Origin of the sequence: Mycobacterium sp. E802 (genome assembly GCF_001666875.1) — a bacterium.
Classification (GTDB): Bacteria; Actinomycetota; Actinomycetes; order Mycobacteriales; family Mycobacteriaceae; genus Mycobacterium.
The window spans coordinates 94,654-120,061 of sequence record NZ_LZJD01000109.1 but is presented as its reverse complement, the minus strand read 5'-3'; the positions used below and the strand labels follow the sequence as shown (position 1 = coordinate 120,061).

20 protein-coding genes are annotated in these 25,408 nt (G+C 65.4%); 5 read left to right on the top strand and 15 right to left on the bottom strand.

The features are described from left to right. Positions 1-27: 27 nt before the first annotated feature. The 6 genes from A5699_RS16835 to A5699_RS16810 all read right to left on the bottom strand — a co-directional run bounded on the left by A5699_RS16835 (position 28) and on the right by A5699_RS16810 (position 9,599). Entirely contained in the window at positions 28-1,698 is a 1,671-nt protein-coding gene (locus A5699_RS16835; protein ID WP_067771180.1) for a hypothetical protein, read from the bottom strand. A 633-nt stretch (positions 1,699-2,331) separates the two neighbouring features. Beyond that, on the bottom strand, positions 2,332-3,663 hold the full coding sequence (locus A5699_RS16830; RefSeq protein WP_067771178.1) for a hypothetical protein: 1,332 nt from the start codon (positions 3,661-3,663) through the stop codon (positions 2,332-2,334). 476 nt (positions 3,664-4,139) lie between these two features. After that, positions 4,140-5,393 carry a PE-PPE domain-containing protein gene (locus A5699_RS16825; RefSeq protein WP_067771177.1) on the bottom strand — a complete coding sequence of 418 codons (1,254 nt, stop codon included), beginning with the start codon at positions 5,391-5,393 and terminating at the stop codon, positions 4,140-4,142. Positions 5,394-5,467: 74 nt separating this feature from the next. Beyond that, on the bottom strand, positions 5,468-6,121 hold the full coding sequence (locus A5699_RS16820; protein WP_157561298.1) for a hypothetical protein: 654 nt from the start codon (positions 6,119-6,121) through the stop codon (positions 5,468-5,470). 57 nt (positions 6,122-6,178) lie between these two features. After that, positions 6,179-8,194: a VWA domain-containing protein gene (locus A5699_RS16815; RefSeq protein WP_067771175.1), complete on the bottom strand. Its 2,016-nt coding sequence runs from the start codon at positions 8,192-8,194 to the stop codon at positions 6,179-6,181. Beyond that, positions 8,187-9,599, bottom strand: coding sequence for a sigma 54-interacting transcriptional regulator (locus A5699_RS16810; RefSeq protein WP_197508313.1), 1,413 nt, complete (start codon positions 9,597-9,599; stop codon positions 8,187-8,189). Before A5699_RS16810 ends, A5699_RS16815 begins: the two co-directional genes overlap by 8 nt. A 125-nt stretch (positions 9,600-9,724) precedes the next feature. Here A5699_RS16810 and A5699_RS16805 point away from each other — a divergent pair, with 125 nt between their 5' ends. Then, positions 9,725-11,584 (top strand): LpqN/LpqT family lipoprotein, encoded by a 1,860-nt coding sequence (locus A5699_RS16805; RefSeq protein WP_067771173.1) that lies wholly within the window; start codon positions 9,725-9,727, stop codon positions 11,582-11,584. 77 nt (positions 11,585-11,661) lie between these two features. On the opposite strand, the gene A5699_RS16800 is transcribed toward A5699_RS16805, so the two are convergent. Next, positions 11,662-12,024: a heme-binding protein gene (locus tag A5699_RS16800; protein ID WP_067771172.1), complete on the bottom strand. Its 363-nt coding sequence runs from the start codon at positions 12,022-12,024 to the stop codon at positions 11,662-11,664. Between the two features lie 125 nt (positions 12,025-12,149). Between A5699_RS16800 and A5699_RS16795 the strand changes: the two genes are divergently transcribed. Further along, positions 12,150-12,401: a hypothetical protein gene (locus tag A5699_RS16795; protein WP_067771171.1), complete on the top strand. Its 252-nt coding sequence runs from the start codon at positions 12,150-12,152 to the stop codon at positions 12,399-12,401. A 51-nt stretch (positions 12,402-12,452) separates the two neighbouring features. After that, the gene (locus A5699_RS16790; protein ID WP_067771169.1) at positions 12,453-13,466 is read left to right on the top strand and encodes an alpha/beta hydrolase; all 1,014 of its coding nucleotides are present in this window, start codon (positions 12,453-12,455) and stop codon (positions 13,464-13,466) included. Positions 13,467-13,868: 402 nt separating this feature from the next. On the opposite strand, the gene A5699_RS16785 is transcribed toward A5699_RS16790, so the two are convergent. The 6 genes from A5699_RS16785 to sfnG form a co-directional block, all read right to left on the bottom strand. Further along, complete coding sequence (locus tag A5699_RS16785; protein WP_067771168.1) at positions 13,869-14,720, bottom strand: hypothetical protein; 852 nt, start codon at positions 14,718-14,720, stop codon at positions 13,869-13,871. Between the two features lie 390 nt (positions 14,721-15,110). After that, positions 15,111-16,673: a bifunctional phosphoribosylaminoimidazolecarboxamide formyltransferase/IMP cyclohydrolase gene (gene purH, locus A5699_RS16780; protein ID WP_067771165.1), complete on the bottom strand. Its 1,563-nt coding sequence runs from the start codon at positions 16,671-16,673 to the stop codon at positions 15,111-15,113. A 10-nt stretch (positions 16,674-16,683) separates the two neighbouring features. Next, a complete protein-coding gene (gene purN, locus A5699_RS16775) occupies positions 16,684-17,316 on the bottom strand; it encodes a phosphoribosylglycinamide formyltransferase (protein ID WP_067771163.1) in 633 nt (210 codons plus the stop codon). A 9-nt stretch (positions 17,317-17,325) separates the two neighbouring features. Next, entirely contained in the window at positions 17,326-18,762 is a 1,437-nt protein-coding gene (locus A5699_RS16770; RefSeq protein ID WP_067771162.1) for a DUF6350 family protein, read from the bottom strand. A gap of 60 nt (positions 18,763-18,822) precedes the next feature. Further along, positions 18,823-19,659, bottom strand: a complete 837-nt coding sequence (locus A5699_RS16765) for a DUF5336 domain-containing protein (protein ID WP_067771161.1) — start codon at positions 19,657-19,659, stop codon at positions 18,823-18,825. Between the two features lie 131 nt (positions 19,660-19,790). Further along, a complete protein-coding gene (sfnG, locus tag A5699_RS16760) occupies positions 19,791-20,921 on the bottom strand; it encodes a dimethylsulfone monooxygenase SfnG (RefSeq protein WP_067771160.1) in 1,131 nt (376 codons plus the stop codon). Between the two features lie 129 nt (positions 20,922-21,050). Between sfnG and A5699_RS16755 the strand changes: the two genes are divergently transcribed. After that, on the top strand, positions 21,051-21,896 hold the full coding sequence (locus A5699_RS16755; RefSeq protein WP_067771158.1) for an LLM class F420-dependent oxidoreductase: 846 nt from the start codon (positions 21,051-21,053) through the stop codon (positions 21,894-21,896). Positions 21,897-21,994: 98 nt separating this feature from the next. Here the strand turns inward: A5699_RS16755 and A5699_RS16750 are convergent, their stop codons facing one another. Together A5699_RS16750 and A5699_RS16745 are read right to left on the bottom strand one after the other, a co-directional pair. Then, complete coding sequence (locus tag A5699_RS16750; protein ID WP_067771156.1) at positions 21,995-23,521, bottom strand: acetyl-CoA acetyltransferase; 1,527 nt, start codon at positions 23,519-23,521, stop codon at positions 21,995-21,997. Between the two features lie 115 nt (positions 23,522-23,636). Further along, positions 23,637-24,578, bottom strand: coding sequence for an oxygenase MpaB family protein (locus A5699_RS16745; protein WP_067771154.1), 942 nt, complete (start codon positions 24,576-24,578; stop codon positions 23,637-23,639). A 140-nt stretch (positions 24,579-24,718) separates the two neighbouring features. Between A5699_RS16745 and A5699_RS16740 the strand changes: the two genes are divergently transcribed. Beyond that, complete coding sequence (locus A5699_RS16740; RefSeq protein ID WP_067771203.1) at positions 24,719-25,285, top strand: TetR/AcrR family transcriptional regulator; 567 nt, start codon at positions 24,719-24,721, stop codon at positions 25,283-25,285. Positions 25,286-25,408: the final 123 nt, after the last annotated feature.

Here is a 25,408-nt window from a genome sequence, read left to right as displayed (position 1 = left end):
GGGCCGTTGGCCTGGATCTAGGTGACGCTAGTCCTTCTTGTCCTTGCTGCCACTGTCGCTACTGCCGGAGTCACTGGAACCCGACGCGGCGGACGAGCCGGTATCGCTCTTCGACTTGCCGGCCTTGTCCGCGCCGGCCTTCGTCTTCGGCTTGAACGCGTTCTTCAGATCCGTGGTGGCCTTCTCGACGAACTTCTCACCCGCAGTCTTCTTGCGTTCGGTGGTACGCGACTTGGGGGTGAACTTGTTGGCAGACCCGGTCGTGGCCGCGGTGTCAGAAGACTTGCTCTCGCCGGCCTTCTCCTCCGTCTGGCCCGACTTCTCCTCGGTCTGGCCGGACTTCGGGTCCGTCTCGCCGGAATTGCCCTCAGGCGCAGTCTCTTTGAGCTCCTCGTCCGCTGCGATCTCCTTGACCGGAGCCTTGGGGGCCAAATCCAGCTTCAGGTTCGACAGCTTGGGGAACTCAAGCTTCGGCGCCTCGGGCTGTGAAACCTCGGCAACCGGCGTGACCGCCACGGCGCTGCCGTCGGTCTTGTCGACCGTGGTGCCGTCTTCTGCGGCCTCTTCCTCGACCTTGAGGTCGATATTGAACAGCTTGTCCAGCGACGGCAACGCCTTACGAGCCGAAACGAGCGATGCGATGCCGCTCTTGGCATTCAGGGTGTCACTCACTTCGTCCTGGGCGGCAAGGGTCTGGACGAGAGTGTTCGACTCGGTGTCTTCGTCGGTGTCAAAGCTCGGTGCCGGCGCGCCGAGAATGCGGTCTACGACGTAGTTGATGACGCCGTCGATGCCCTGGTTGTACTCATTGCCGTCCTTTACGACGGCACCACCGAAGAAGAAGATGCTGGTCGCAGCAGCCAGGTCCGGACCGGCCAAGGGGACACCGCTCGCGGCCAGGGTGAGCAGCTGCCCGGTTAGTGGCAACCAATTGTGCGAGAGGAATTCCGCGGTCTCCAGCGCCTGCCCCACGGGCCCGTTGATCCCGCCGGTGAGCTCAGAGGCGACGACCCGGATGGTCTCTTCGATGCCGGCCTCGAAGAAGTAGGGGTTGACGTTGTTGTAGACGAAGTCGGCGGCATTCGAGATCAGCGGAATGCCGGAATACGCGATCTCATCCAGTATTTGGTCGCTCAGGTAGTAGGCAAGGCCAACCAGCCCGTCGCGGTAGATATCGCCCGCGATGGGGTCTGCCGTGTCGAACACGGGGTTTTCGATTTCTTCGTAAATGGGGTCGCCGGCCTCGTCTGTACCGGTCTTGACATAGATAGGAATGTCGCCAACCACCGGGTTACCGGCAGCATCCACTTTTGTTATGGAAAGAGGCTTTCCGTCTGCGTCCACCGCTTGGGCGTACACGGCGTTGCCGGCCGCGTCGACTCCTGTTTTGACGTACAGAGGTCCCGTCAGATACGAGCCGTAGTTATCGCCACCGTAGTACGGGTCGAACGTTCCGCCGACGATGCCGCCCCAGCTATCAACCCGGAAGAAGATGTCGGAAATGGTCTGGATGTTGATGTCGCTCAGCCCAAGCAAATTCAGCTGATTGACGGTCACCGACTTCTTCGGGGTCGCCTCGGCGGCATCGCTGGCGGCGATCGCGATGTTCGGCGGAGTCATCAACCCCGGTGTCGCCGCGATGATGGCACCAGCACTCGCGAGTACAACACCGGTGGTGAGGAGCGGACGAACTGCCATATGGGTGTGGCCCCTTGTCTTGAACGTGGTGGATTCCTGAGAACCCGTGCCGGTACCTGCCTGAAACCTTAAAAGTCCTTGAGAAGGGTAAGACCCCCCACGGCGCCCCGCAACCTGTATCTATGCGGGCCAGAGCCGTCGCGACGACGCCGCAGCGCTGCTTTTGCGGGGCGTCTCCGACAAACCGCTCGGCGCCGACGCGGCCAATTCGGCCACGCGCACAAACAGCAAAATACGAATTCCGTTGCGATGGGACACACTGAGCCCAAAACCACGGGTGGGCGCCTGTGGAATCCGTGGTCTATGACCGCGCGATCGAGGCGCGGCACACTCTTACCAACGGCGCACTCGGTTCGGGGTGTTGGGTGAGCCCGCTCCGCGTCATATCCCTACATCAGGCGTGCCCGCTGAAAGCTGGCTCCGCCGAGGATCCAGCATCACGCTGCGCGGAAGTCACCGGGCCTGGCAACCCACGTCGAGCCACTGGGGCACCCGTCGGGGACAGTCGGGTACCCCAGTGGAAGTCATGGCCGAACGCTCACCCAACAGAACCTCACCGCAGCAGCTCGTCCCGAGCGAACATCGACGCCGCCTTGGGACCCTGAAGGAACACTGAGACGATCCTCAGCGGACTCACTTCTCCCCACCGTCCGCCTTGCCACCGTCAGCCCCGGTGTCCTTGCCCGCGCCGGTGGCACCTTTGACGGCCTTCTCGAGGTTCTTCAGGAACCTGCTGCCGTTCGTCTCACCCTTGGGCCTGCCATCGCCGAAAAGGACGGGTGGCGTGACCTTGTTGCCGCCCGTGGTGTCGACGCCGACCTTCGAGCCTCCCGAACCGGTGCCCGAGGCATCCTCGTCGGCAGTCTGCTTGGCCGTGATGTGAGCCTTGGGTTTGAGGTCGAGCTTGAATTCGGGAGCCTTGAACTCGGGCGCCTTGGGCGTCAGGAACTTCGGCGGTTCGGGTGTCTTGATCTCGACGCCGGCCGGGTTGGCTCCGGAGCCACCTTCGACCGGGTTCTCGGTACCTGTCCCGCCTTCGACGGTTCCATCGACCACACCCTTGTCCACGTCCTGCTTGGTGACGTCGAGATCGTTGACGGGTTTGGACTCGTCCACCGCAGGCGTCTTGAACGACAACTTCAGGCCCTGCAGCGGCGAGGCGATCTTCGGCGTCGTCAAGCTCAGCAGGGAGCCCGGTCCGGGCAGGCTGGTCGACGTGATCCCGGATTCCTTCTTTGCCAGTAGCGTCGTGTCGACGTCCGATTCCTCCGATTCCTGGATCTGCACCTCCGAGGTGAACGGATTGATCAGGTTTGGTGTCGGCGTGGGATCGCCTTGGGCGATGGCATCCACCACATACGTGAACGCTGCGTAGACGCCGGTGTTGTCCCCATATCCGAAGAAGAACGAGTTGGTCAGGCCGTAGGCGTAGCCGTCCTGCGGAAGGTTGTCGAGCAGCAGATTGCCGACGAGCTTCGTTGCGCCGCCCGAGAAGAAATCGTCGACGCGCCTGGTCAGATCCAGCCGGCCGGTCGGGTCGACGGCGTCGATCGCCACGGCGATGGTGCGCACCGCCTGATGGGCCAGCTCGGTGAAACCGCCCTCGAAGAAGATGTTGTCGAGGTTGCCCAACGGCAGGATGTTGTCGCTGAGGTAATACGCCAGCCCGGTGAAGCCTTTCTGGCAGACCGCGCCTTCGAGGGTGCAGTCACCCTGCACCGGGTCGCCATCCTCATTCGTGCCCGGGAACCAGATGCCCCCGTAGCCCTGGGTGAACGACTGCCAGGCGCCCTGCAGCGACAGTGCGAGCAGATTGATCTGCTCCTGGGTCAGCTTTGTCGTGGTGACGGTAGGTGCCGCAATGGTGACCTCGTCGCGGGGCACGAACAGTGCGGGAGTGGCAGCGACGAGGGCGCCCGCGCTCAGCAATGCGGCACCGGTGGTGACAAGCGGACGTACAGCCATGTGATGGGCCCCTTATATCGAGAGGACGAAAACGGCCGATTCCGAGAATCCGCGCGAGAGCCGCGGCTACTTAGAAACTGCTGAGAATGCTATGGCCCGGTCGGTGTTGCCGCAACCTGTAAATGGCGGCAATCATTGGTCAATAAAGCCACCAGTACCGACCAAATGTAGCGATACATACCTTCCATTTCGCCATTAACCGATGGCAACATCATCGCTGGTCATAGGCCATACAGATAGTATGAAGCATTTGCCCAGCGCAAGACGGTCATGGTCGACTCGGCACTCATATGCGTCGATTTATTGCCGATGCAATGAATTGAATTGGCAGTTCGGGAAACGGTCTATTAATGGCGCGTTACGGCCGCATCAATGCCGGATGACTTGAACATCCATCGACCATCGTCGCCAATTTATTGCCAACGCAATGAATCAAACTGTCGAGCGGCAAACGAATAACCTGCCGTTCACACACCTCAGCTGTCGGCCGAAGCCCCATCCGCCGATGTGGACTCCGATGCCGAGGTGCTCGTGCTCTGGCCGCGCAACTTTTTGGCCCAGGCGCGCACTCCGTCGACCCGGGCTCTGCCCGGCGCCACGCCGACCCGGTGCGCACCCGTTCGGTCGTGGCCGGCTTTCGGGGAGAAGTCCAGACTCTTGCGCAGCGACGGATGCGTCGACGTCGTCGTCCGCACCGTCGGGGCGTCGGACGGGGCGGCCACCGAACCCCGGCGCAGAATGTTCGCGCCTTCCTCGACGCCGGCGGTGAAGTCGGTGAGGAACCGCTGCGTTTCCTGGCGCGTCGGGATGATCCGGGCCGGGGCGTACTTGTGCGGGTTGGCCAGCGGGTCATTGTCGGGGTAGCCGTAGTCCACCACGGCACGCAGGGCCGGCGTGGCCGCGTCGGCCAGCAGATTGCCCGGCTCTCCCAGTACCCGCAGCGGTGACACCAGCGGCAGGTTGTCGGACTCGTAGCCGACGTAGGTGGTGTCGTCGACCTTGCTGATCCGCACGGTGCCGCTGGCAGTCTGGCGCACGATGGTCCCGCCGACGGCGAGTTCGTCCTGGCAGGCGGTATCGCAATCGCGCACGTTGCCCTGCGCGTCGATCGGGAAATCGAGAGTGTCCTGGTTGAGTCTGCGGTCCAGGTAGGCCATCAACGAGTTCGCCATCGCCGGTGCGTTCCACAGATAGGCCGGGATGTTGGAGTTGATGTCGTACTCGTAGACCACGTTGACCACCGGCACGCCCGGGTCCGTCGGGGTGGGGATGGGATTCACCCCGATCGCTGCGAAAAACGGCAACCGCGTGCCGAATCCGCCGTTGGGACTCGCGACGTTGTTGTCGAGCACATACAACTGGGGTTGGCTGACCACGGGATCGTGCGTCAGCTTGCCGTAACTCAACAGCAGGCTCACATTCGCCGCACCCCAGCCCGAGGACAGCACCACATTGTCCTCTGCACTGTGGTTCTCGATGGCGCGGTACACCCCGAACGGGCCCGTGAAAAAGTTCGCGACGACCGGCTCATCGTGACCCTGCCGGTAAAGCCCGCCATAGAAATCCGCGACACCGTCGCCGCTGGGATTCGTCGAACTCGCGCCGATGATGAGCGCGGCCAGCTGCACCGGGGTGACCGGTGGCGTCGCCCCGAGCGCAGCCGTCATCACCAGCGTCGTACCGCCCAACAGGGACGCCGGCAATGCGCGTCCGCCCCAGCGATGTGCCATGACGCCGCCTCTCCGCCCGATCCGAATGAGCAGAAGCTACCGGACGGCAAACAGCGATGTCAGCAAATGCCGGTTCAGCGGGGCAAGGCGATGCGCAGGCCGGCCAGCATCACCTGCACGTCCTTCATGTAGGTCTCGTTGTTGGGAGCGGTGCTCTGCGCCATCGCCACCAGGTTCCACACTCGCGATCCCAGGGGCACCATCACCGACACCGCGGTCACATAGACCGTCTTGCCACCTTCGTGTTGAGGCGGAACCGTGTAGTTGGCCATCAACGCCGGAAACCCACAGACCTCGGCCGACACCGGGCTGATGTTCTGCCCGCCGCCGGCTTCGAAGCCCTTGATGCTGTCGTTCAACAGGTCTCTGGGTGGGCGGTCGCCGTCCGTGGCATCGGCAGTGGCAACTGACAGCGCCGGATTCGTCACGCCGTCACTGAGCGAGACGTTGCGCAGCACCAATCTGACCGGCCCCGTGGCCAACTCGGGAACCGGCTCCCAGCCCGGCGGCTGCGCGATCCGCACCCGGGGATCGTCCGGCCCGATCCCGGACAGCTCGATCCAGGCATCAGAATGCACCTGCTCGCACGATTGCGGCTTGTACGCCGGCGCACCGGAGGATTCCGCGGCGTGCCCGGGCTCGAATCCGGCGGTCGGGGTGCCGTCGGTCAGCTGCGTACACCCACTGAGCAGCAGCCCCGCTGCCACCGCAACCACACCACGCGTCATGTCCCCCATCGCAGACAGACACTACGCGAACGCACTCTGCGTCGAACGCGGCGCGATTCAGCGTCGGCGCGAATGCAGATAGTCACCCACGACCGCGGCGCCCAGGCCGTCGAGATCGGGCACCACCACGCGGCCCTGCACCCGGCGGGCCACCTGGTCGATGAACCGGGCCAGGCCCGGATCGGACCCCAGCCGGAAGATCGTCACCTGCGCGCCCAGGCGGGCCACCTCGTCAAAACCCCGCACGGTGTGGGCGATGGTGCGCGGGTGGGGCGGGTAGTCGAAGAAGACCTCCGGCGACGGCGCCGCCGAATTGGGCCCAGCCCCATGCCCGTACGCCTCCAGGTGCGCGGTGGGCTCGCCGTCGGTCACCACCAGCACGACGGGCTGGGCGTTGGGGTGACGACGCAGATGCCGGGTCGCCAGGGCCAGGGCATGGTGCAGGTTGGTGCCCTGCTCGTAGACGCCCTCCAGCCCGGTCAACTCGGCGGCGGTGACAGTACGGGCATAGCGGCCAAAGGCGATGATCTGCAACTCATCTGAACGGAACCGGGTGCTCACCAGATGGTTGAGGGCCAGCGCCGTGCGCTTCATCGGCAGCCAACGATTCTCCATCACCATCGAGAAGCTGGTGTCGACCAGTAGCGCCACGCAGGCCTGGGTGCGGGTTTCGGTCTCGGAGATCTCGACGTCTTCGACCGCGAACCGGATCGGCCGCTCGGCGATGCCGGTGCCGGCCTGACGCAGCACCGCGTTGGTCACCGTGCGGGTGACGTTCCACGGCTCGGTATCGCCGAACTGCCACGGCCGCGTCGCCCCGGTCAGCTCGCCGGCTGCCCCGGCCCGACGGGTGTCGCGCTCGCCGTGGCGACCGGAAAGTCGTTGCGCCACATCCCGCAACGCGGTCTGCCCGAGCTGACGCATGGCCTTGGGCGACAACCGCCACTGCCCATCGGAGCCACGATCGATGAAACCCTGGTTCACCAAGGCCTTCTCCAGCTCGGACAGGGTGCGGGCATCGATTGCGGCATCGTCGCCGAGTTGGCGGGCCAGCGCTTCGAGATCGACGTCGTCCATCGTCGCGCCGGCGTAGCTCTGCGACAGCGCGTCGGCCAGCTGCTCCAACTCGGCGATGTCGGCCATCGCCTGCGCGCCCTCACCCATGCCCAGCGGATCGCCCCCGGAGAACCGCTCCGAACCGGTCCAGTCCTCACCGGGACGCGCGGCCTGCAGGTGCGCATCGAGCCGGTCGAGCGCATTCATCAGCGACGGCGAACCAAAGGCCTGTTGTGCCAAGGCATCCAGCTCGGCGCGTTGGTCGGCGGACAAACTGTTGCGGAAGCGCTGCGCGGCGGCGGCTCGCTTGGCCAGCGCATCCAGCAGCTCGTCGATGTTCTGCGGACCCTCCGGGAAGAACTCGCCGTGCTTGTCCATGAAGTCTTGGAAATCCTGCGGCGTATCTTTCCCCTGGGCGTGCTTGTCCAGCAGGTCATTGAGGTCGTCGAGCATGTCGTTGACCCGCTGCCGGTCCTCGTCGGTGGCGTTCTCCAACGCCTCCTTCATGCCGGCGAACCGCTGGTCCAACATTTCACGGCCCAGCAGATCCTTGATCTGGTCGTACTTCTGGCGCGCCTCGGGGCTGCGCCAGTCATAGTCGGCGAGTTCCTGCACGGCCTTGGCCGGTGACGGCGACAGCGCCTCCAGTTGCAATTCGCCGAAGCGTGCATTGTCGTCGAGTGCGCGGGCCAGCTCCTTGCGCTCGGCCAGCACGGCCTCGTCGAGCAGCTTCTTGATCTCCTGCAGCGTGCCGTCGAGGTTGTGCCGCTGCAACAGTTCCCGGCGTTTGCGGTTGGCCTCGGCAGCCAGCCGGTCGGTGCCGCGCATGCCTTCGGTCCCGCGTCGCATCAGTTCCGAGAGGGCGCGACGCGGCGAGCTGCCCTCCATGACGCTCTGACCGATCTGCTCGAGCGCGTCGCGCAGATCGATCGGCGGTGCCAACGGGTCGGGGCCACCGGTGTATCGCGAATACCGCGACGTGTGTGCGTGGTGGCCCCGGCCGCCGCTATTAGCCATAGACCGTCTCGCCCTCCCCCGACACCTTGTCCACGCGCTTGGCCAGATACAGCGCCTCCAAGGCCAATTCGACCGCAGCGGCCCGCTCACCGACCGACACCGCACCCAACCGGGAGGCGATGGCGTCGATGACCGGCAGATCCGGCAGCGCGGCCAGCACGTCCTTGGCCGACACCCGCTCACCGGTGGTCACCGGGGAACCTTCCTCGATCGCGGCCACCAGCGGGCCGACGTCGATACCGCCCAGCAGCCGTTGTGCGGTGTCGGCGGTGGCGCGTCGCAGCAGGTGCTCCAGCACGGCGAGCTCCCGGCCCTCCTCGCCTGTCTCGAACTCCAACTTGCCGCGCAGCACGTCGATCACGTTGGCCAGGTCCACCACCCGAGCCACCGGATCGTCTTCGCCGAGGATGGCCGAGCGGTGCCGCGCTGAGGCCGCCACCGTCTCGGCCGCAGCGATCGCGAACCGCGCCGACACCCCCGACCGCTGATCGATCGAACTCGATTCCCGCAGATTGCGGGCGAACCGGGCCAACACGCCGAGCAGGTAATCCGGGACCTCGGCGGCCAATTGGGCCTCCTGGCGGATCACACCCACCTCGTCGTCGATCTCCAGCGGATAGTGCGTGCGAATCTCGGCACCGAACCGGTCTTTGAGCGGGGTGATGATCCGGCCGCGGTTCGTGTAGTCCTCGGGGTTGGCACTGGCCACGACGACGACGTCGAGCGGCAACCGCAGCGTGTAGCCGCGGACCTGAATGTCGCGCTCCTCCATCACGTTGAGCATCGACACCTGGATCCGCTCGGCCAGGTCGGGCAGCTCGTTGACGGCCACGATGCCGCGGTGCGCCCGCGGGATCAGCCCGTAGGCGATCGTCTCCGGGTCACCGAGGCTGCGGCCCTCGGCCACCTTGATCGGGTCGATGTCGCCGACGAGATCGGCCACGCTGGTGTCGGGGGTGGCCAGCTTCTCGGTGTAGCGCTCGCTGCGGTGGCGCCACTCGATCGGCAGGTCCTCACCGGAGTCGGCGGCCCGGCGGATCGACTCGGGCGTGATCGGGCTGAACGGGTGCTCGCCCAGCTCGGAGCCGGCGATCACCGGCGTCCACTCATCGAGCAGTCCGGTCAATGCCCGCAGCAGCCGGGTCTTGCCCTGGCCGCGCTCACCGAGCAGCACCACATCGTGCCCGGCGATCAAGGCGCGCTCCAGTTGCGGGATCACCGTGTCCTCGAAACCGAGAATCCCGGGCCAGATGTCGCGGCGGTCGGCCAGGGCGGCCAGCAGGTTCTCGCGGATCTCAGCTTTGACGCCCCGTTCACGATGGCCGGAGGCACGAAGCTCACCGACGGTACGGGGCAGATCACCGGGGACGGCTGGCCGGCGACCATCGTTTCTGGGTTGGCTCACCACTCCAAGCTACGACTGAACCCGCCCGCGCACATCGCCACCCGTCAGAACAGATGCCCGCCGCGCGCGGGCCACACCCCCGCCATAGTCGTGATCCAGACGTTCCGACAGGTAGTCTGCGCTCCATGCCGTTGGCTAGCGGTCAGGAATTCGCAGGGTTCACCATCGTGCGGTTGGTGGGCACTGGAGGCATGGGCGAGGTCTATCTGGCGTCCCACCCGCGGTTACCCCGCGAGGACGCTCTCAAAGTGCTGCCCATCACCGTCAGCTCTGACGACGAATTCCGCCAGCGGTTCATCCGTGAGGCGGACATGGCGGCCACGCTGTGGCATCCGCATATCGTCGGCGTGCACGACCGCGGCGAGTTCGAGGGCCGGTTGTGGATCTCGATGGACTATGTCGACGGGCATGACGCCGCCCGGCTGCTGCACGACCAGTACCCGTCGGGCATGCCGGCCGAGCTCGTCATCGAGGTCGTCACCGCCGTCGGCGACGCGCTGGACTACGCGCATCAGCGCAAGCTGCTGCACCGCGACGTCAAACCCGCCAACATCCTGATCACCAGCAAACAGGGCACCAAGCGTCGCATCATGCTGACCGACTTCGGTATCGCCCGCCGGTCCGACGAGGTCAACGGGCTCACCTCGACCAACATCACCGTGGGCTCGATGTCCTACACCGCGCCCGAGCAGTTGATGGGCCAACCGCTCGACGGCCGAGCCGATCAATACTCGTTGGCCGCGACCGCCTACCGCTTGTTCACCGGCGCCCCGCCGTTCGCGCACAGCAACCCCGCCGTGGTGATCAGCCACCACCTCAATTCCCCGCCGCCGAAGCTCGGTGACACGAAACCCGAACTGGCCGTATTCGATTCGGTGATGGCCAAGGCGTTGTCGAAGGACGCCAAGGACCGCTTCGACACGTGCCACGACTTCGCCGTCGCACTGGCCGAGGCCGCCACTGGGACCACGCCGGAGGTGCGCACCCCCGCGCCCACCCACGAGCCGGCACCACCCACCACACCGCTGATCATCCCCAAGCCCGTGCATTCGCCCCCGCCGCCCGTCACGCCGCTGTCACCGTCGGGCCCGCGGCCGGTGCAGCAGCCGTCGGAACCGCCGGTGTTCACCTCGTCGTGGGCCGGCAATGAGGTCTCGTCGGGCAAACCCGTCGCGAGTGGCCCTGGCGGCATGCAGAATCTCGGCGGACCGCCGCCTGTGCCGCCGCAGACCAACTTCGGTCCACCTCCCCTGCCGCGGAATCCGGTACCCAAGAAGCCCGGCAATCGACGCAACATCATCGTGGCGGCCGGGGTGATCGGTGCCGTCGTACTCCTGGTCGGCGGCATCACCCTCGCGGTGACCTCCGGTGGCGACGACAACGGCGGTGGCGGCGAGACCACATCGGCGGTGGCCACCGACACCGGCACGGAAGAAACCTCGACGTCGCCGAAACCGCCGGGGCACGCCTTCACCATCGCCGACTACATCAAGCAGGGCGGCTTCGTGGAAACGCCGGTGCACCGCGGTGATCCGGGCGCCCCTGTGTTCACCATGCCGACGCCGCCGGGATGGGTCGACGCCGGACCCCGCACCCCGAACTGGGCGTACTCGGCGATCGTCAACGACCCGGTCAGCCCGACCGATCCGCCGTCGGTCATCTCGCTGATCTCCAAGCTCGCCGGTGCCGCCGACCCGAACAAGCTGCTCGAGTACGCGCCCAACGAACTGCAGAACCTCGCGGACTACAAGCCGAACGGCGAAGTCACCCGCGGCAACATCAGCGGCTTCCCGACGGTCCATCTGGGCGGCACGTATGCCAAGGGCAACCAGCGTCGCGCGATCACCCAGACGACCGTGGTGATCCCGGCGCCGGGCAACGTCTACGTGCTGCAGATCAACGCCGACGCCCTCGAACGCGACAAGAACGCGCTGACCGACGTCAACAAGGCGATCGAGGCCCAGGCGACCGTCACCCTGCCCTGAGCGGGGACCACTTGCGGCGACGAGAAGAGCCGGCCACCAATGGTGGCCGGCTCCAACTCGTTTGGATCGCCGATGGCCTAGAGCACGCCGGAGATCTCGGCGTCCAGCGGGATGTTGCAGCGGTTGCGCAGATCGACCGCGGGGGCACGGATGGCGTCGAGTTCGGCGCGCACCTGCGGATTGTCGTTGAGGTATGCCTTGGTCTTCTGAGCGGTCGCCGACTTGCCCTGCCCCTGCAGCCCGGTGAAGAACGCGTTCACGTCGGGGTGGGTGAACAAGTACGCGGTCATGTTCGTCGAGACGCCTGCCATCACCGCTGTCACGTCGGCAGTGGTGCAGTTCGGCGGCTCGGCAGCGGCGGTGGCCGAGGTTCCCAAGAGCACCGCCCCGGCGCCCAGCACGGCGACGGCACAGCTGCGTGAACGTGTGACAAGTTTCATGTGACTCCTCGATCATCCGGCCCGATTGCAAACGATGGTCTATGTTTGCCGCAACAATAACTTGCGCCACTCCATCGCGTGCGGGGTCGACCCAACGTCGGCCCGGATGAAAGGAACGACTCGCCATGTCGTCAATGCGTAACCTCTTGGTTCTCAGTGCCGCTGGGTTCGGCATCACGGTCGCGATGTTGGGCGCGCCGACCGCGGCGGCCGAGCCGTCCTTGCTGCCGCAGTGCGAGGTGACCGGTGGCAGCTCGATAGCCGGTGGGCAGACCACCGATTGCGCCTCCGAAGGCAACGTCCAGATCGACGCGACGCCACCGGTGTACCCGGGCGAGGAAGAGTTCTACGGCTTCCCGGCCTTCGGCTTCATCTGATCGACAGGGTGGGCCGACCGGCCACGCCAGGTACCCAGTACCCTCGGTACCGTGAATTCGCTCGATTGGCGTAGCCGGCCGACCACCGTGCACTTCGGTCCTGCATCCCTGCAGTCCAGAGCACTCGGCTGGACAAGCGCATTGACCCTGCGGCCCTTGCTCGGGCTGCTGACCGTGATCGGCATGGCCGTCAACCGCGTCGCCCCCGGGATGCTGCAGCGGGCTCACCTCGACGTCATCGACCGGCCGCTGCGGTACATCAAGCCGCTGCCGGGCACCACGGTGACGCCGGTGGCGCTGCCCAATTGCCCGGCCGAATGGGTGATCGCCCCCGAGGCCCGCGACTCCGATCTGGTGATCCTCTATATGCACGGCTCGGCACTGGTAACCCTCGGGCTGAACTCGCACCGACGTTTCGTCTCGAAACTGTCTGCCGCCACCGGGGCACGCGTGCTCAATGTCGGTTATCGACTGGCTCCTCAGGCTGACATCGACGATGCGGTGGCCGATGGTCTTGACGGCTACCGTCTGGCGCTGTCGCTCGGGTTCACGGCGGATCGGATTGTCCTGGCCGGGGATTCAGCCGGTGGGTTGATGGCCGCCAACACGGCCCTGGCCGCTCGCGACGCCGGGCTGCCGGTGCCCGCCGGGCAAGTCATGCTCTCACCACTGACGTCCTCCGACATGGACCTCAAATACCGTGCCCTGCAAGAACATCGAGACGTGATGTTCCCGTTCATGACGGTAAAGTTCATCTACGACGTGTTCGCCACCGTCAACGGCACCCGGCCCACACCCGTGACGCCACCCGAAGCAGATCTGCACGGGCTAGGGCCATTCCTGCTGCAAGTCGGCACCCACGAGATGCTGCTCAACGACGCCTTCGCTCTGGCGGACAAACTCCAGGCCACCGGTGTGCCCGTGTGGGTTCAAGTGTGGGACAGGGCAATGCACATGTTCCAGCTCAGCTTCGACGTCAACCCCGATGCCCGGCACGCGGTCGAGGAGATCACCTCGTTCATCGCCTATGCGACTGCCAAGGCCGAAGATGAGGTGAGCGCGTAGTTTGGGTGTGCTTGGGCTTTGCGCTTGCGCCGATTTCCACCCCAGGGTCGTCAACCGCGTGGTTCAGCAACCCCTAGGTCGAAAACGGCGAAGTGCCCGCCACGCCTTTGCGCCGATTTCTACCCCAGGGTCGCCAACCGCGTGGTTCGGCAGCCCCTAAGTAGAAAACGACGAAGCCCCGCCACACCTTCGCACCGATTTCCACCCCAGGGTCGTCAAATGCGTGGTCCAGCACCCCTAAGTCGAAAACGACGAAGTGCCCGCCACACCCTTGCGCCGATTTCTACCCCAGGGTCGCCAACCGCGTGCTTCAGCAACCCCTAGGTCGAAAACGACGAAGCCCCGCCACACCCTTGCGCCGATTTCCACCCCAGGGCCGTCAACCGCGTGGTCCAGCAACCCCTAGGTAGAAAACGGCGAAGCACCGCGCCGTGCGAAGGCCTCTCGAACCCGGTGAAGGATAAAGGCCCTGCTGTGTTCCAACACCACGCGGATGTCGATCCAGCCTTCGCGTTCGATTAACTCGTTGCGGCCGATGTCGTGCACAACGGTTCGACGGTCCGTGGCGTGGTGTTTACCTTCGTAGTCAAGCCCAATTTTGACGTCGTCGTATCCCATGTCGATGAATGCCTCGGTGAAGTCGTCGCTCACCTGAATCTGCGTGCGCGGTCGACGAAAACCCGCGTCGATGAGAAGTAGTCGTAGCCAGGTCTCCCTCGGGGATTGCCCACCGGCATCCATCAAGTCGAGTGCCGTTCGAGCGCTTCGTATTCCGCGCAACCCGCGATATCGGGCAGCTGATTCGAGCACCTGGTCGGCCTTGATGTCCGTCGCGATGGCCAACGCGTCGAGATGAGCGACCGCGTCATCACGAGGAAGGAACCGGGCGAGATCAAGCGCCGTCCGCACGGGTGTGGTGACGCTGAAATCGCCGATCTGGCAAACCTCGTCGGGCCCTATGCGTTCCTCTCGCACGATGATGCCGGGGCGCCGACGTCCATGCTCGGTGATCAGTTCGATCGGAACGTCGTCGTTGACCCACTTCGCACCGTGTAGCGCTGCTGCCGCTCGTCCGGCGATGATCCCGCGTCGACCGCTCCACAGCCATGCGGCCATGGTGTTGGCCTTCAGGTTTCGGGTGGCACCGTTCGGCAAGTAGACGCGTGGGTGCGCCGAGGTGTATCGCCATCGCAGCTGCGCACGAGTGAGACTGCCCTCCGCGAGCGCCTCGGGTCCGATGAAAGGGATGCTCATGAACTGACGATCAGCGTCATGACCGACGGATTGACGACATCCCCGCCCACGCTCAGCTGAACCTGGGGATGAAATGCGCGCTGGGGATTAAGGCCGCCAAAGCCGCGCACCGGTTTCTACCCCAGGGTCGTCAACCGCGAGCAACCGCGACCCCCAGGTAGAAAACGGCGAGAAAGCCCGCCAACGCCGCGCACCGGTTTCTACGGCAGGGTCACCAACCGCGAGCAACCGCGACCCCCAGGTAGAAAACGAGAAAGCCCGCCAAGCCCACGCACCGGTTTCTACCTCAGGGTCGTCAATCGCGAACGACCGCGACCCCCAGGTAGAAAACGGCGAGAAAGCCCGCCAACGCCACGCCCGCCACGACCCCGCGGCAGAAACCACCCAAACCTAGTGAGCGAAATGCCGTGCACCAGTGAGGTACAACGTGATGCCGGCAGCTTCGGCGGCAGCCGTCACCTCGTCGTCACGCACCGACCCGCCGGGGTGCACGATGGCTTTCACGCCGGCGTTGGTCAGCGTCTGCAACCCGTCGGGGAACGGGAAGAACGCATCAGAAGCCGCGACAGAACCGACCACGCGATCGCCTGCCCGCTGCACGGCCAGTCCCGCGGCGTCGACACGATTGACCTGTCCCATACCGACGCCGACGGTGGCGCCGTCCTTGGCGACCACGATCGCGTTGGACTTCACCGCCCGGCACGACCGCCAGGCGAACACGAGGTCGGAAAGCGTCTGCTCATCGGCCGGCTCACCGGTGGCCAGCGTCCAGTTGGCCGGATCATCGCCGGCCGCGTCGAGGGCGTCGCGTTGCTGCACCAGCACCCCGCCACTGATCTGGCGCAGCTCGATACCGCCGACCAGAGGCTCGGAGGCCACCAGGATGCGAATGTTTTTCTTGCGGGCCAACACTTCCACGGCACCGGCCTCATATGCCGGGGCGATGATGACCTCGGTGAAGATGTCGGCCACGGTCTCGGCCATCTCGACACTGACTTCGGTGTTGGAGGCGATCACGCCACCGAACGCGCTGAGCGGGTCACACTCGTGGGCCTTGCGGTGTGCATCGGCGACGGACTCCGAGGAGATCGCGATGCCACATGGGTTGGCGTGCTTGATGATTGCCACGCAGATCTCTTCGTGGTCGAACGCTGCCCGCCACGCCGCATCGGCATCGGTGTAGTTGTTGTAGGACATCTCCTTGCCGTGCAGCTGCTCGGCCTGGGCCAGTCCGGGCCACGCGGAATCGTCGCGATACACCGCAGCCTGCTGGTGCGGGTTCTCGCCGTAACGCAGCACGGCGCTGCGATGCCAGGTGCCGCCGTACCACTGCGGCAGCTTCTGGGCCGGCTCTTCGGGCGCCAGCGTCGACCCCATCCACGACGCCACCGCCACGTCGTACTCAGCGGTGTGCCGGAAGGCCAACGAGGCCAGGATCTTCCGCTCGGCCAAGGTGAATCCGCCGGCCCGCACCGCGGCAAGCACACCGTCGTAGCCCAGCGGATCGACCACCACGGCCACACTCGGATGGTTCTTGGCGGCGGCGCGCACCATCGACGGTCCGCCGATGTCGATCTGCTCGACACACTCGTCCACCGACGCTCCGGACTCGACGGTCTCGGAGAACGGGTAGAGGTTCACCACCACCAACTCGAACGCCTCGACCTCCAGTTCGGCCAGCGCCGCAACATGTTCGGGCTTGCGGGTGTCGGCCAACAGCCCGGCATGGACGCGCGGGTGCAGGGTCTTGACCCGGCCGTCGAGCACCTCCGGGAAGCCCGTCACATCCTCGACCGGGGTGACCGGAACACCGGTGGCGGCAATGGTTTTCGCGGTCGACCCGGTGGAGACGATGGCTACGCCCGCCTCGTGCAGGCCGCGGGCCAGATCGGCCAGACCGGTCTTGTCATAGACACTGATCAGCGCTCGCCGGATCGGTTTCTTCTCGCTCACCGTTGTCTCCTCAACATCCGAAGGTCGCCTTTCGACCAGTCCAGGTCACGCCGCGGGTTGCCAGCGCGGCCAGCACATCCACCAGCAGTCGCCGTTCGACCACCTTGATGCGCTCGTGCAATGCCTCTTCGGTGTCATCATCGAGCACCTCAATGGCGTGCTGGGCCAGAATCGGCCCGGTATCCATCCCGGAGTCCACAAGATGCACCGTGCAGCCCGTCACCCGCACGCCGTACGCCAACGCCTCGGGCACCGCATGCGCCCCCGGAAACGCGGGCAGCAACGCGGGATGGGTGTTGACCACCCGCCCCGGGAAACGGGAAAGGAATTGGCCGCCCAGAATTTTCATGAACCCGGCCGACACCACCAGGTCGGGCTGATGCTCGGCGGTGACCTCGGTGAGCGCGGCATCCCAGGTGCCGCGGTCCGGGTAGTCGCCCAGCCGCACGGTGTAGGACGGCACCCCGGCCGCCGCGGCGATGTCCAGTGCGGCGCAGGTGCGGTCGGTGCCGACGGCAACGACGCGGGCCGGATAGTCGTCGACGGCGGCAGCCAGTAGCGAGGCGAGCAACGACCCTGTCCCCGAAGCCAGCACTACCAGCCGTGCCGGTGCGCTCGGAGGCACTCGTAGCGGTTGCTGCACGCGAGCAGCCTAGTCGCCCGTGCGACGCGGCTGATCGCCGGTCGCTCGGTCGTCGGAGATGTCGTCGACGAAGAAGTGGTCCTCGGGATCGTCATCGACGTCGTCGTAGGTCCGAGGCCTGGGCTCGTAGACGATTTCCTCGACGTCCAGTGGCTCCTCGGCTTCGGCCGGGGGTTCGTCGGCCGTCCACGACACCAGCGGCTCGTCAGGCGCCGGTTCGGGCTCGGCGTCGACGTACTCGTCGGCTTCGGGCTCGGGTTCATCGACCAACTCGGGCTCGGGCTCGGGCTCCGGTCGCGGCGCGGCCACGGGCCTCGGCTTGCGGGTCAGCCCACCGGACATGGCCACCGTCAGCCCGCCGATCCCGACGAACCACAGGAACACCGCCGGCGCGAACGTCGACTGATCCACCCCGACGTCACCGAAGTTGCCCAGTCGTCCCCCACCGGCATAGGCGGCAAGCGCCATCGTCACCGCGGCCAACCCCGAGGCCACCACCAACTTGCCCGTCGCAGCGCCGATCGGAAGCGGCCGTCGCGCACACTGCTGGCCCACCGCAACCGCCGACGCCGCACCGACGATCAGCAACGCGACCCAGATCGGCCCCAACGGCGGCGAGGGCACCGCGGCCAACACCGGTACCGCGGGGATGTCACCGCCGAACACGGTGAACGAACTGAACGTGGCCAACCCCACGTGGGCACTGGAGCCCACCGCGATCGCCGAGGTGCCCACGATCACGTTGGGGATGTAGAGGATCGACAGCAGCGTCAGGCTGAGCTGACCGAACAGGCTGTCGGTGATGGCGAACAGGTCGTGCATCGTGGCCCAGTGCACGATCAACGACACCGCTGTCACCGCGCCGGACAGTCCGAACAGCGCGAGCACCCCGGCCACGGCGGCGCGGATCGCGTCCGGCAGCCATGCCGGCAGGCGTAACGCGGACAGGGTGCGCCGGCCCACCTTCGAGCCGACGCCGACGAGTGCGCCGATCGCATGCACGATGAGCACGCTGCCGAAGGCGCGAAGGGCACTCGGGGTCTGCAGTTCGCTGATCACCGAGGCCGCGTCGTGGATGACGGCCAACAGCAGGGCCGCGATCAGAATCGGCCCACCCAACGCCGAGGCCACCACCCAGCGGGTGACGAGCCAGGACGAGTTCGGCAAGGTGGCCGCGGCGGTGATACGGGCAGTGCCCCAGATCATCGCGAGCACCGGCAGCAATGGCATCACGCCGAGCTCACTGCCACCGATGGACACCGGCACCTGGTGCACGCCCAGCCACATGCTGGCGATGGCGCCGAAGGCGCCCGTCATATCGCTGTTGGCGATCAGCAGTTGCAGCAGCACGACCGCGGCGATGACCACGAGCGCTACGACGGACGGCCCGAATGCGACCCGGAGCAACTCACGTGCCTGGCGGGTGCCGACTGGCCGGTTACTCACTTGCTGGGCTGCTCCTCGCAATGATCGCGCGTGCGCACTGAAGCGCACGCGCCGATCAGCTTACGACGGCGCAGGGCCAGATTGCTGTGAAGAGGACTGCTGTGCCTGCGGCTGCGCCGGCACCGACGTGGTGGGCGCCGACGCGGGCGACTGAGGCTGCCCGTAGGTCGGGTAACCCGTCGGCGGGGTTGGCGGGCCGCTGGGCTGCTGCCCCTGCTGGCCCTGCGGCGCCTGCACCGGGAAACCACCGGTGTTCGGGGCGCCGGAGTAACCGCCGTACTGCGACGGGTAACCGGGACGCTGCGGCTGGGCCTGCTGGTAGGGCTGGCCGCCCTGCGGCTGGTGCTGCTGGCCGTAGTACTGCGACGGGCCGCCGTACTGGCCGTACTGCGGCTGCTGATCGAAGGTCGGCTTGGGGGCGGGCGGCGTGATGACGCCGGCGTCGAACAGCAGCGCGGTGATGGCGGCGCCCGCCTGGATCAGCGTGAGGACGAGCAGAACCCAAATCGTCCAGTCGGCGTCCGCGCCCGCGGCCACCGAGAGAGAGATCGCGAGCAGCAGGCCCAACGTGGCCAGCACGGCCGCCGGCGCAACACGGTTCTTCTGTTTCGGCAGCACGCTGACGCCGGCCACGAGGCCGGCCAACAGCGGAACCACGATGATCAGCGAACCGATCACGGCCTGGATCTCGAAGGCGAAGCTGACGAAGTAGGCGATCAGGCCGACGGCGGCCACCACCCCCAGCAGAATCTGGGGCAGGTTGTTCTCGCCAGGCGCGGCCGGTGCGGCCGGGGCCGCCGGGATCTGCGCTGGGGAGGCCTTGGCGAACTGCTGAGTCGCATCGAATTGGGACCCCGACTGCGGGGGGTATCCGGGGTTACTGGGCGGGTAGGTCATGACCTCTCCTGTGCTATCGAGCTTCGCGACGTGTCACGCAGGCATGAATACCGACCACGTGAGCGATTCGAGCTTCCACGCTAGCGCACCCACCTGGGTGCGCGGCGCGCGTGCTCGGTGTCGGAGCGGTCTCAAGCTGATACCAGGACGGGTGCATCCACGGAATCGGTTTCGGCCGCCTCGATCTCGCGGACGAGCGGCAGCACCTTGGCGCCGAAGTACTCGATTTCCTCTTGAAAATGCAGGAATCCGCCCAAGATGAGGTCGACGCCGCGTTTGCGATATGCGGCAATGCGTTCGGCGATCTGCTCGGGTGTGCCGATCAACTGGGTGCGGAAGCCGTCGTTGTATTGCACCAGGTCCTCGAAACTGGAATCGGCCCACATGCCCTTCTTGTCCCCGGTGGAGTTGCCGGCCTGTTGCACGGCGTTGTGGAAACCCTCGACGGCAGGCTTGTTGGCCTTGGCGATGATTTCTTTGAGCGTCTCCTTGGCCTCTTTTTCTGAGTCCCGCGCGATGATGAAGCCGTTCAGGCCGAACTTCACTTCACGGTCGGCATTGCGAGCATGATCACGCACCTCGACGACCTGCTCGGTGAGGCCGTCGAAGTCTTTGCCGTTGGAGAAATACCAATCGGCGTAGTACCCGCCGTTGCGGCGCGCTGCCGTCGAATTGCCACCTTGGAACAACTCCGGGTTGGGCCGCTCAGGGGTGTTGAGCGGCTTGGGCTTGAGGGTGAAGTCGTGGACGCGGTAGAAATCGCCGCGGAAATCGACGTCGTCCTCGGTCCAGATCTTGCGCAACACCTGCAGGAACTCCGCGCTGCGGCGGTAGCGCTCGTCATGCTCCAGCCAGGGCTCGCCCAGGTGGGTGAACTCGTCCTTGAACCAGCCCGACACGACGTTGACCGCAAACCGGCCATTGCTCAAGTGATCGGCGGTGGCGCCCAGCTTGGCCAGCACCGCCGGCTGCCACAAGCCGGGGTGAACGGCGGCGATCACCTTGAGCCGCTCGGTGGCCAGCAGCAGCGCCAGGCTGAAGCTGGTGGATTCGTGCTGGTATTCCGCGCCATAGCTGGCCTCATAGCGCACCTGGCTCAGCGCGTACTCGAACCCGTTGTTCTCCGCGGTCTGGGCCAGCTTCTTGTTGTATTCGTAATTCCAGTCAGTGCGCTGCTCGATGTCGCTGGTCACCAGGCCGCCGCTGACATTGGGCACCCAATAGGCGAACTTGACGTGGTCGGCGATGCGTTCAGTCGTCATGCCGGTGATCCCAGCAAACGCATCGGCGCACGTCGCGGGTATCGCTCGCGGTGAAGTTTTCTCCCGTCGGCTCGCCTTACGAGACGGACCGTCTTGCTACTGGGACTGAAACACGTTCTAATTCTGGGCATGGACTATGGGCTCGTTCTCTTCACCAGTGACCGCGGCATCGCCCCGGCCAAGGCCGCCAAACTCGCCGACGATCACGGCTTCACCACGTTCTACGTACCCGAGCACACACATATCCCGATCAAGCGCGAGGCCGCTCACCCCACCACCGGTGACGAGTCACTGCCCGACGACCGCTACATGCGCACGCTTGATCCGTGGGTCTCGCTGGGCACGGCGTGCGCGGTGACCTCGCGGGTGCGGTTGTCGACGGCTGTCGCGCTGCCCGTCGAACACGACCCGATCACCCTGGCCAAATCCATCGCCACCCTCGACCACCTGTCCGGCGGGCGGGTATCCCTGGGCGTCGGATTCGGTTGGAACACCGACGAACTCGCCGACCACAACGTCCCCCCGGGTCGCCGTCGCACCATGCTGCGCGAGTACCTCGAAGCCATGCGCGCCCTGTGGACTGAGGAAGAAGCCTCCTACGAAGGCGAATTCGTGAACTTCGGGCCGTCCTGGGCCTGGCCCAAGCCCGTGCAGTCCCACATCCCGGTGTTGGTCGGCGCGGCCGGGACCGAGAAGAACTTCAAGTGGATCTCGAAGTCGGCCGATGGCTGGATCACCACACCACGCGACTTCAACATCGACGAGCCCGTCAAGCTGCTGCAGGACACCTGGGCCGCGGCCGGGCGCTCCGGGGCACCCCAGATCGTGGCACTGGATTTCAAGCCGGATGCCGAGAAGCTCGCGCACTGGCGTGAACTGGGCGTCACCGAGGTGCTGTTCGGCCTGCCCGACAAGTCCGAGGCCGAGGTGGCCGCGTACGTGGAGCGGCTGGCGGGCAAGTTGGCCTCTTTCTAATCCCGCGAGCAGACGTAAACCCTTAGCTTTTCGGCGAAAAAGCTAAGGGTTTACGTCTGCTCGGCAGAGGTCTGAGGTACTGGGGCTGGGGTCTGGAGTTACGCCAGTGTCGCGGTGTTTCGCTTGTCGTCCGACGTCACGACGATCTTTGCGGCCAACGGCTCACCCTCGGTGAGCAGTTCCAGCAAGGCTTCGTCGGTCGTGGTGGCCAGGAATCGGCTGCCGTCGGCATCCAAGCGGCCGATGATGATGCCGGTGCGTGGCGTCCAGTCGTAACGCAGCGTGTAGGTCTCGATTCTGCCTGGCCCGTCGGCCTTTTCGGTGATCGCCACCCGCTGCTGCGTATTGAACTCGTCCTGCAGGGCCGCACTGTTGTCAGCCACCCAATCGGCGGGCGCAGTGGAGTAGATGCCCACCGAGTACTTGCTGGCAATGCCGCCGTTGGCGCCGATGAGCGCGAATTGTCCAGGCTTGTCCCGCATTTCATTGACGGCTTCGGCGATGCCGTGCATCGAGTAGTTGTTGCCCGGGCCACCGAAGAACGGCAGGCCGCCGGTCAGCGTCAGCCCGCGCTCGTCATCAGGCGCCAGGCCCGTGCCGTCACAGAAGTTGAACACCGGGAACGGGAAGCAGCTGTAGAGATCGAATGCCGCGATGTCGTCGAGCGTGATGCCGGCGACGCGCAGGGCCTCCTTGACGGCGATCGCCGCAGTCGCGGTGTACCCCAGCTCGGCGCGCTCGAGCAGCTTGATCTCCTTCATGTCGGCATGCCCGCGCAGGTACACCCACTTCTCCTCGGGCACACCGAGTTTCCGCGCGTACTCCACCGACATCAGCAGTACCGCAGCACCCTGGTTGACCTGATCGCGCGCCACCATCATGCGCGGATACGGGTCACAGATCATCCGGTTGCTCTCGGTGACGGTGGCGATCTCTTCGGCGGAGCGCTCCACCGGCGCCGACGAATATGGGTTCTTCGCAGCCACTTTGGAGAACGGCGCGAACAGCTCGGCCATCGCCTGGCGGTAGTCCGCCACCGACAATCCGAGCCGGGCCCGGCGCGCATTCTCCAACAGCCCGTACTGCACCGGGGCACCGATCAGCCCGTGCTTGATCGTGTACTCGTCGAAAATGCCGTCGTACCCGTAGCCGCGGTCTTCGAGCTGACCCTCGATGGTCTCGGAGTGATCCGGCTTGTCGTCCCGCTTGGAGAAGTACCGCAGCGTCGAGGTGTTCTCCGAGCCGAAAAGCAGCACCACGTCGTTTGCGCCGGCAGCGATCGCTCCGGCGAACTCCGTGACGAGGTGCTGGGGGCTCTGACCGCCGATCACCTCGAGGATGGCCCGGGCCGGCTCGGCGCCGACGTTGCGCGCGACGGAACGCGGGTAGTTGTTGGAAATCCCCAGCGTGGGCGTCTGCGGGCCGGAGATCTCGAACTGCCGCGTGCCGGCCACGGTGTCGATGGCCTGCGCCACGGCGGTGGTGTCAGCACCGGTATCGCGCAAGGCTGCCCTGGCCGCCTCGGTGGCCAACTCGACCGAGGACATTCCGCGATAGCCGTCGAGGTCGATGCGTTCGGTGAACTGTCCGACGCCGACGATGACAGGGGTGCGCGGATCGACCATGACAATCTCCTTGACAGCTGTTAATTCGTGAGGCTAACCGATTGGGTTTTAGAGAGTGAAATCGGTACACCCCACGCCTGCCAACGGAGTTACGACAAACCTGTGACCAGGCCTTTTAGAGCTTGTAGGCGAACGACTTCTGCTGACGCTGCTTCATCTTCTCCAGGCACTCATGGTGTTTGCGCGCGTGATACGCCAAAGGAAAGTACGTGAGCCGGTCCGGCAGGATGCGGTAGGCGGTCCGGATAACGGCATAGATGCGTTGGAGTTGCCGCTCTTCGTCCTCGCTCCAGGTGACACCGAGCTTGGCCCGCAGCCGGGGATCGAGCAGCCCGACCACCGACAGGTAGTTGAACCGCAGTGCGGGCCGAAGGACACGACGGACCAACGGGTGCAACAGTTTCGGCACAGCCGGCGGTAGCTCGACGTTGCCGGTCTGCATGTCCTTGATCAACTGCAACGCCTGCGGCGTGCCTTCCAGTTTGTCGATCATCGCCTCGTAGTACTCGGCCATCTCGGCGCGCGTGGCCGGGTAACCGTTCATCGGCACGTGCAGCAGACGGGCCAGCCGGCGGTTGTCGCGCAGCAATTCGTCCTTTTCCGCGTCGGTGAAGTTGCGTCCGATCAGCAGCTTGCCGCCGCCTTCGGCGTTCACGATGTAGCCGGTGGCGATAACCCATTGGTACGCCTCGGGATTGAGCGCACTGATCTGCTTTCCGGTCTCGGCGCTCTTCATCGTGATCGGTTGGTGCAGCGCACGCACCCGGTTCCCTTCGGCCACAGCCTCGGTGCCACCGTAGGTCCACCGCAGCACGGAGTCGACGCTGCGAATCGCCCGCCCGCCCGGATCTCCGTGGAACGCAGCCGAATAGCGGCCGGTGATCTCGGCGATGACGGGATGCATCGCCTGCATCATGAACGCCGCCCCGTCGACGATCAGGAACGTCCACCTACCGGTGTGCTCGCCCGTCAGGGAGTCGAGTGGCACCAGTTCGATGTCGGCCGATTCTTTGGGTTCTTCGGCGGTCGGAATTGAGACGTCCGATGTGGCGGTCATGGCAGCGCACCTCCTTGAGCGTGAGGCGACGGTAATCTGACCAGAAGGTCGCATTCAAGTCGCGTTTTAGTTCTGAGGTACGCATGGATAACAGCATGTCACCGCCCCGCAAGCTCCCGAAGCAGGAGCGCTCTCGTGAGATGGTCGCGAAAATAGTGGCCGCGACCGGAAAGCTGCTGAAGAAAACGGACCCCGCGCAGATCACCACCAACGCGATCGCTGGGCAAGCCGGTGTCAGCAAGGGATCCATCTACCAGTACTTCGCCAACAAGGAAGAAATCATCCACGCGGCGATCGAGCAGTTGGCTGCCGAACAGGCGCCGCGGATCGAGGACATGCTCCGCTCGATCACCTTGGAACAGCCCCAAGAGGCGATGCATACATCGATCGACATCCTGATCGATTTCACGATCGCCAACCGGAAGTTGATCCGATACGTCGCCGATCGGCCCGACTATGCCCGCACGCTGGAAAACGCCTCGGGCCTGAACGCGACACTGCTGGCGATGACGACGGTGCACATGGCGCATTACCGCGACCAGTACCGCAATGAACTCAGCCCGCGCGCATTGGCATGGTTGTTCTTCAACATGGCCGTGGCCACCACGACGCGCTACATCGAAAGCGACGACCCGATCCAGCTCGACGAGCTGCGCAGCGGGTTGAAGTTCGCCTCGGCGGGTCTGCTCGCCGGCGGGCGGGAGTAACGCGCACGCCGTTGTTCGCCGGTTTCCACGCCTGGGTCGTTCTCGACGAGTGAGCACCGCCCTGGTGCAGAAAACGGCAACCTGGAGGTCGCCGCTAACTGCCGAACAGACGCAAATGTCCCC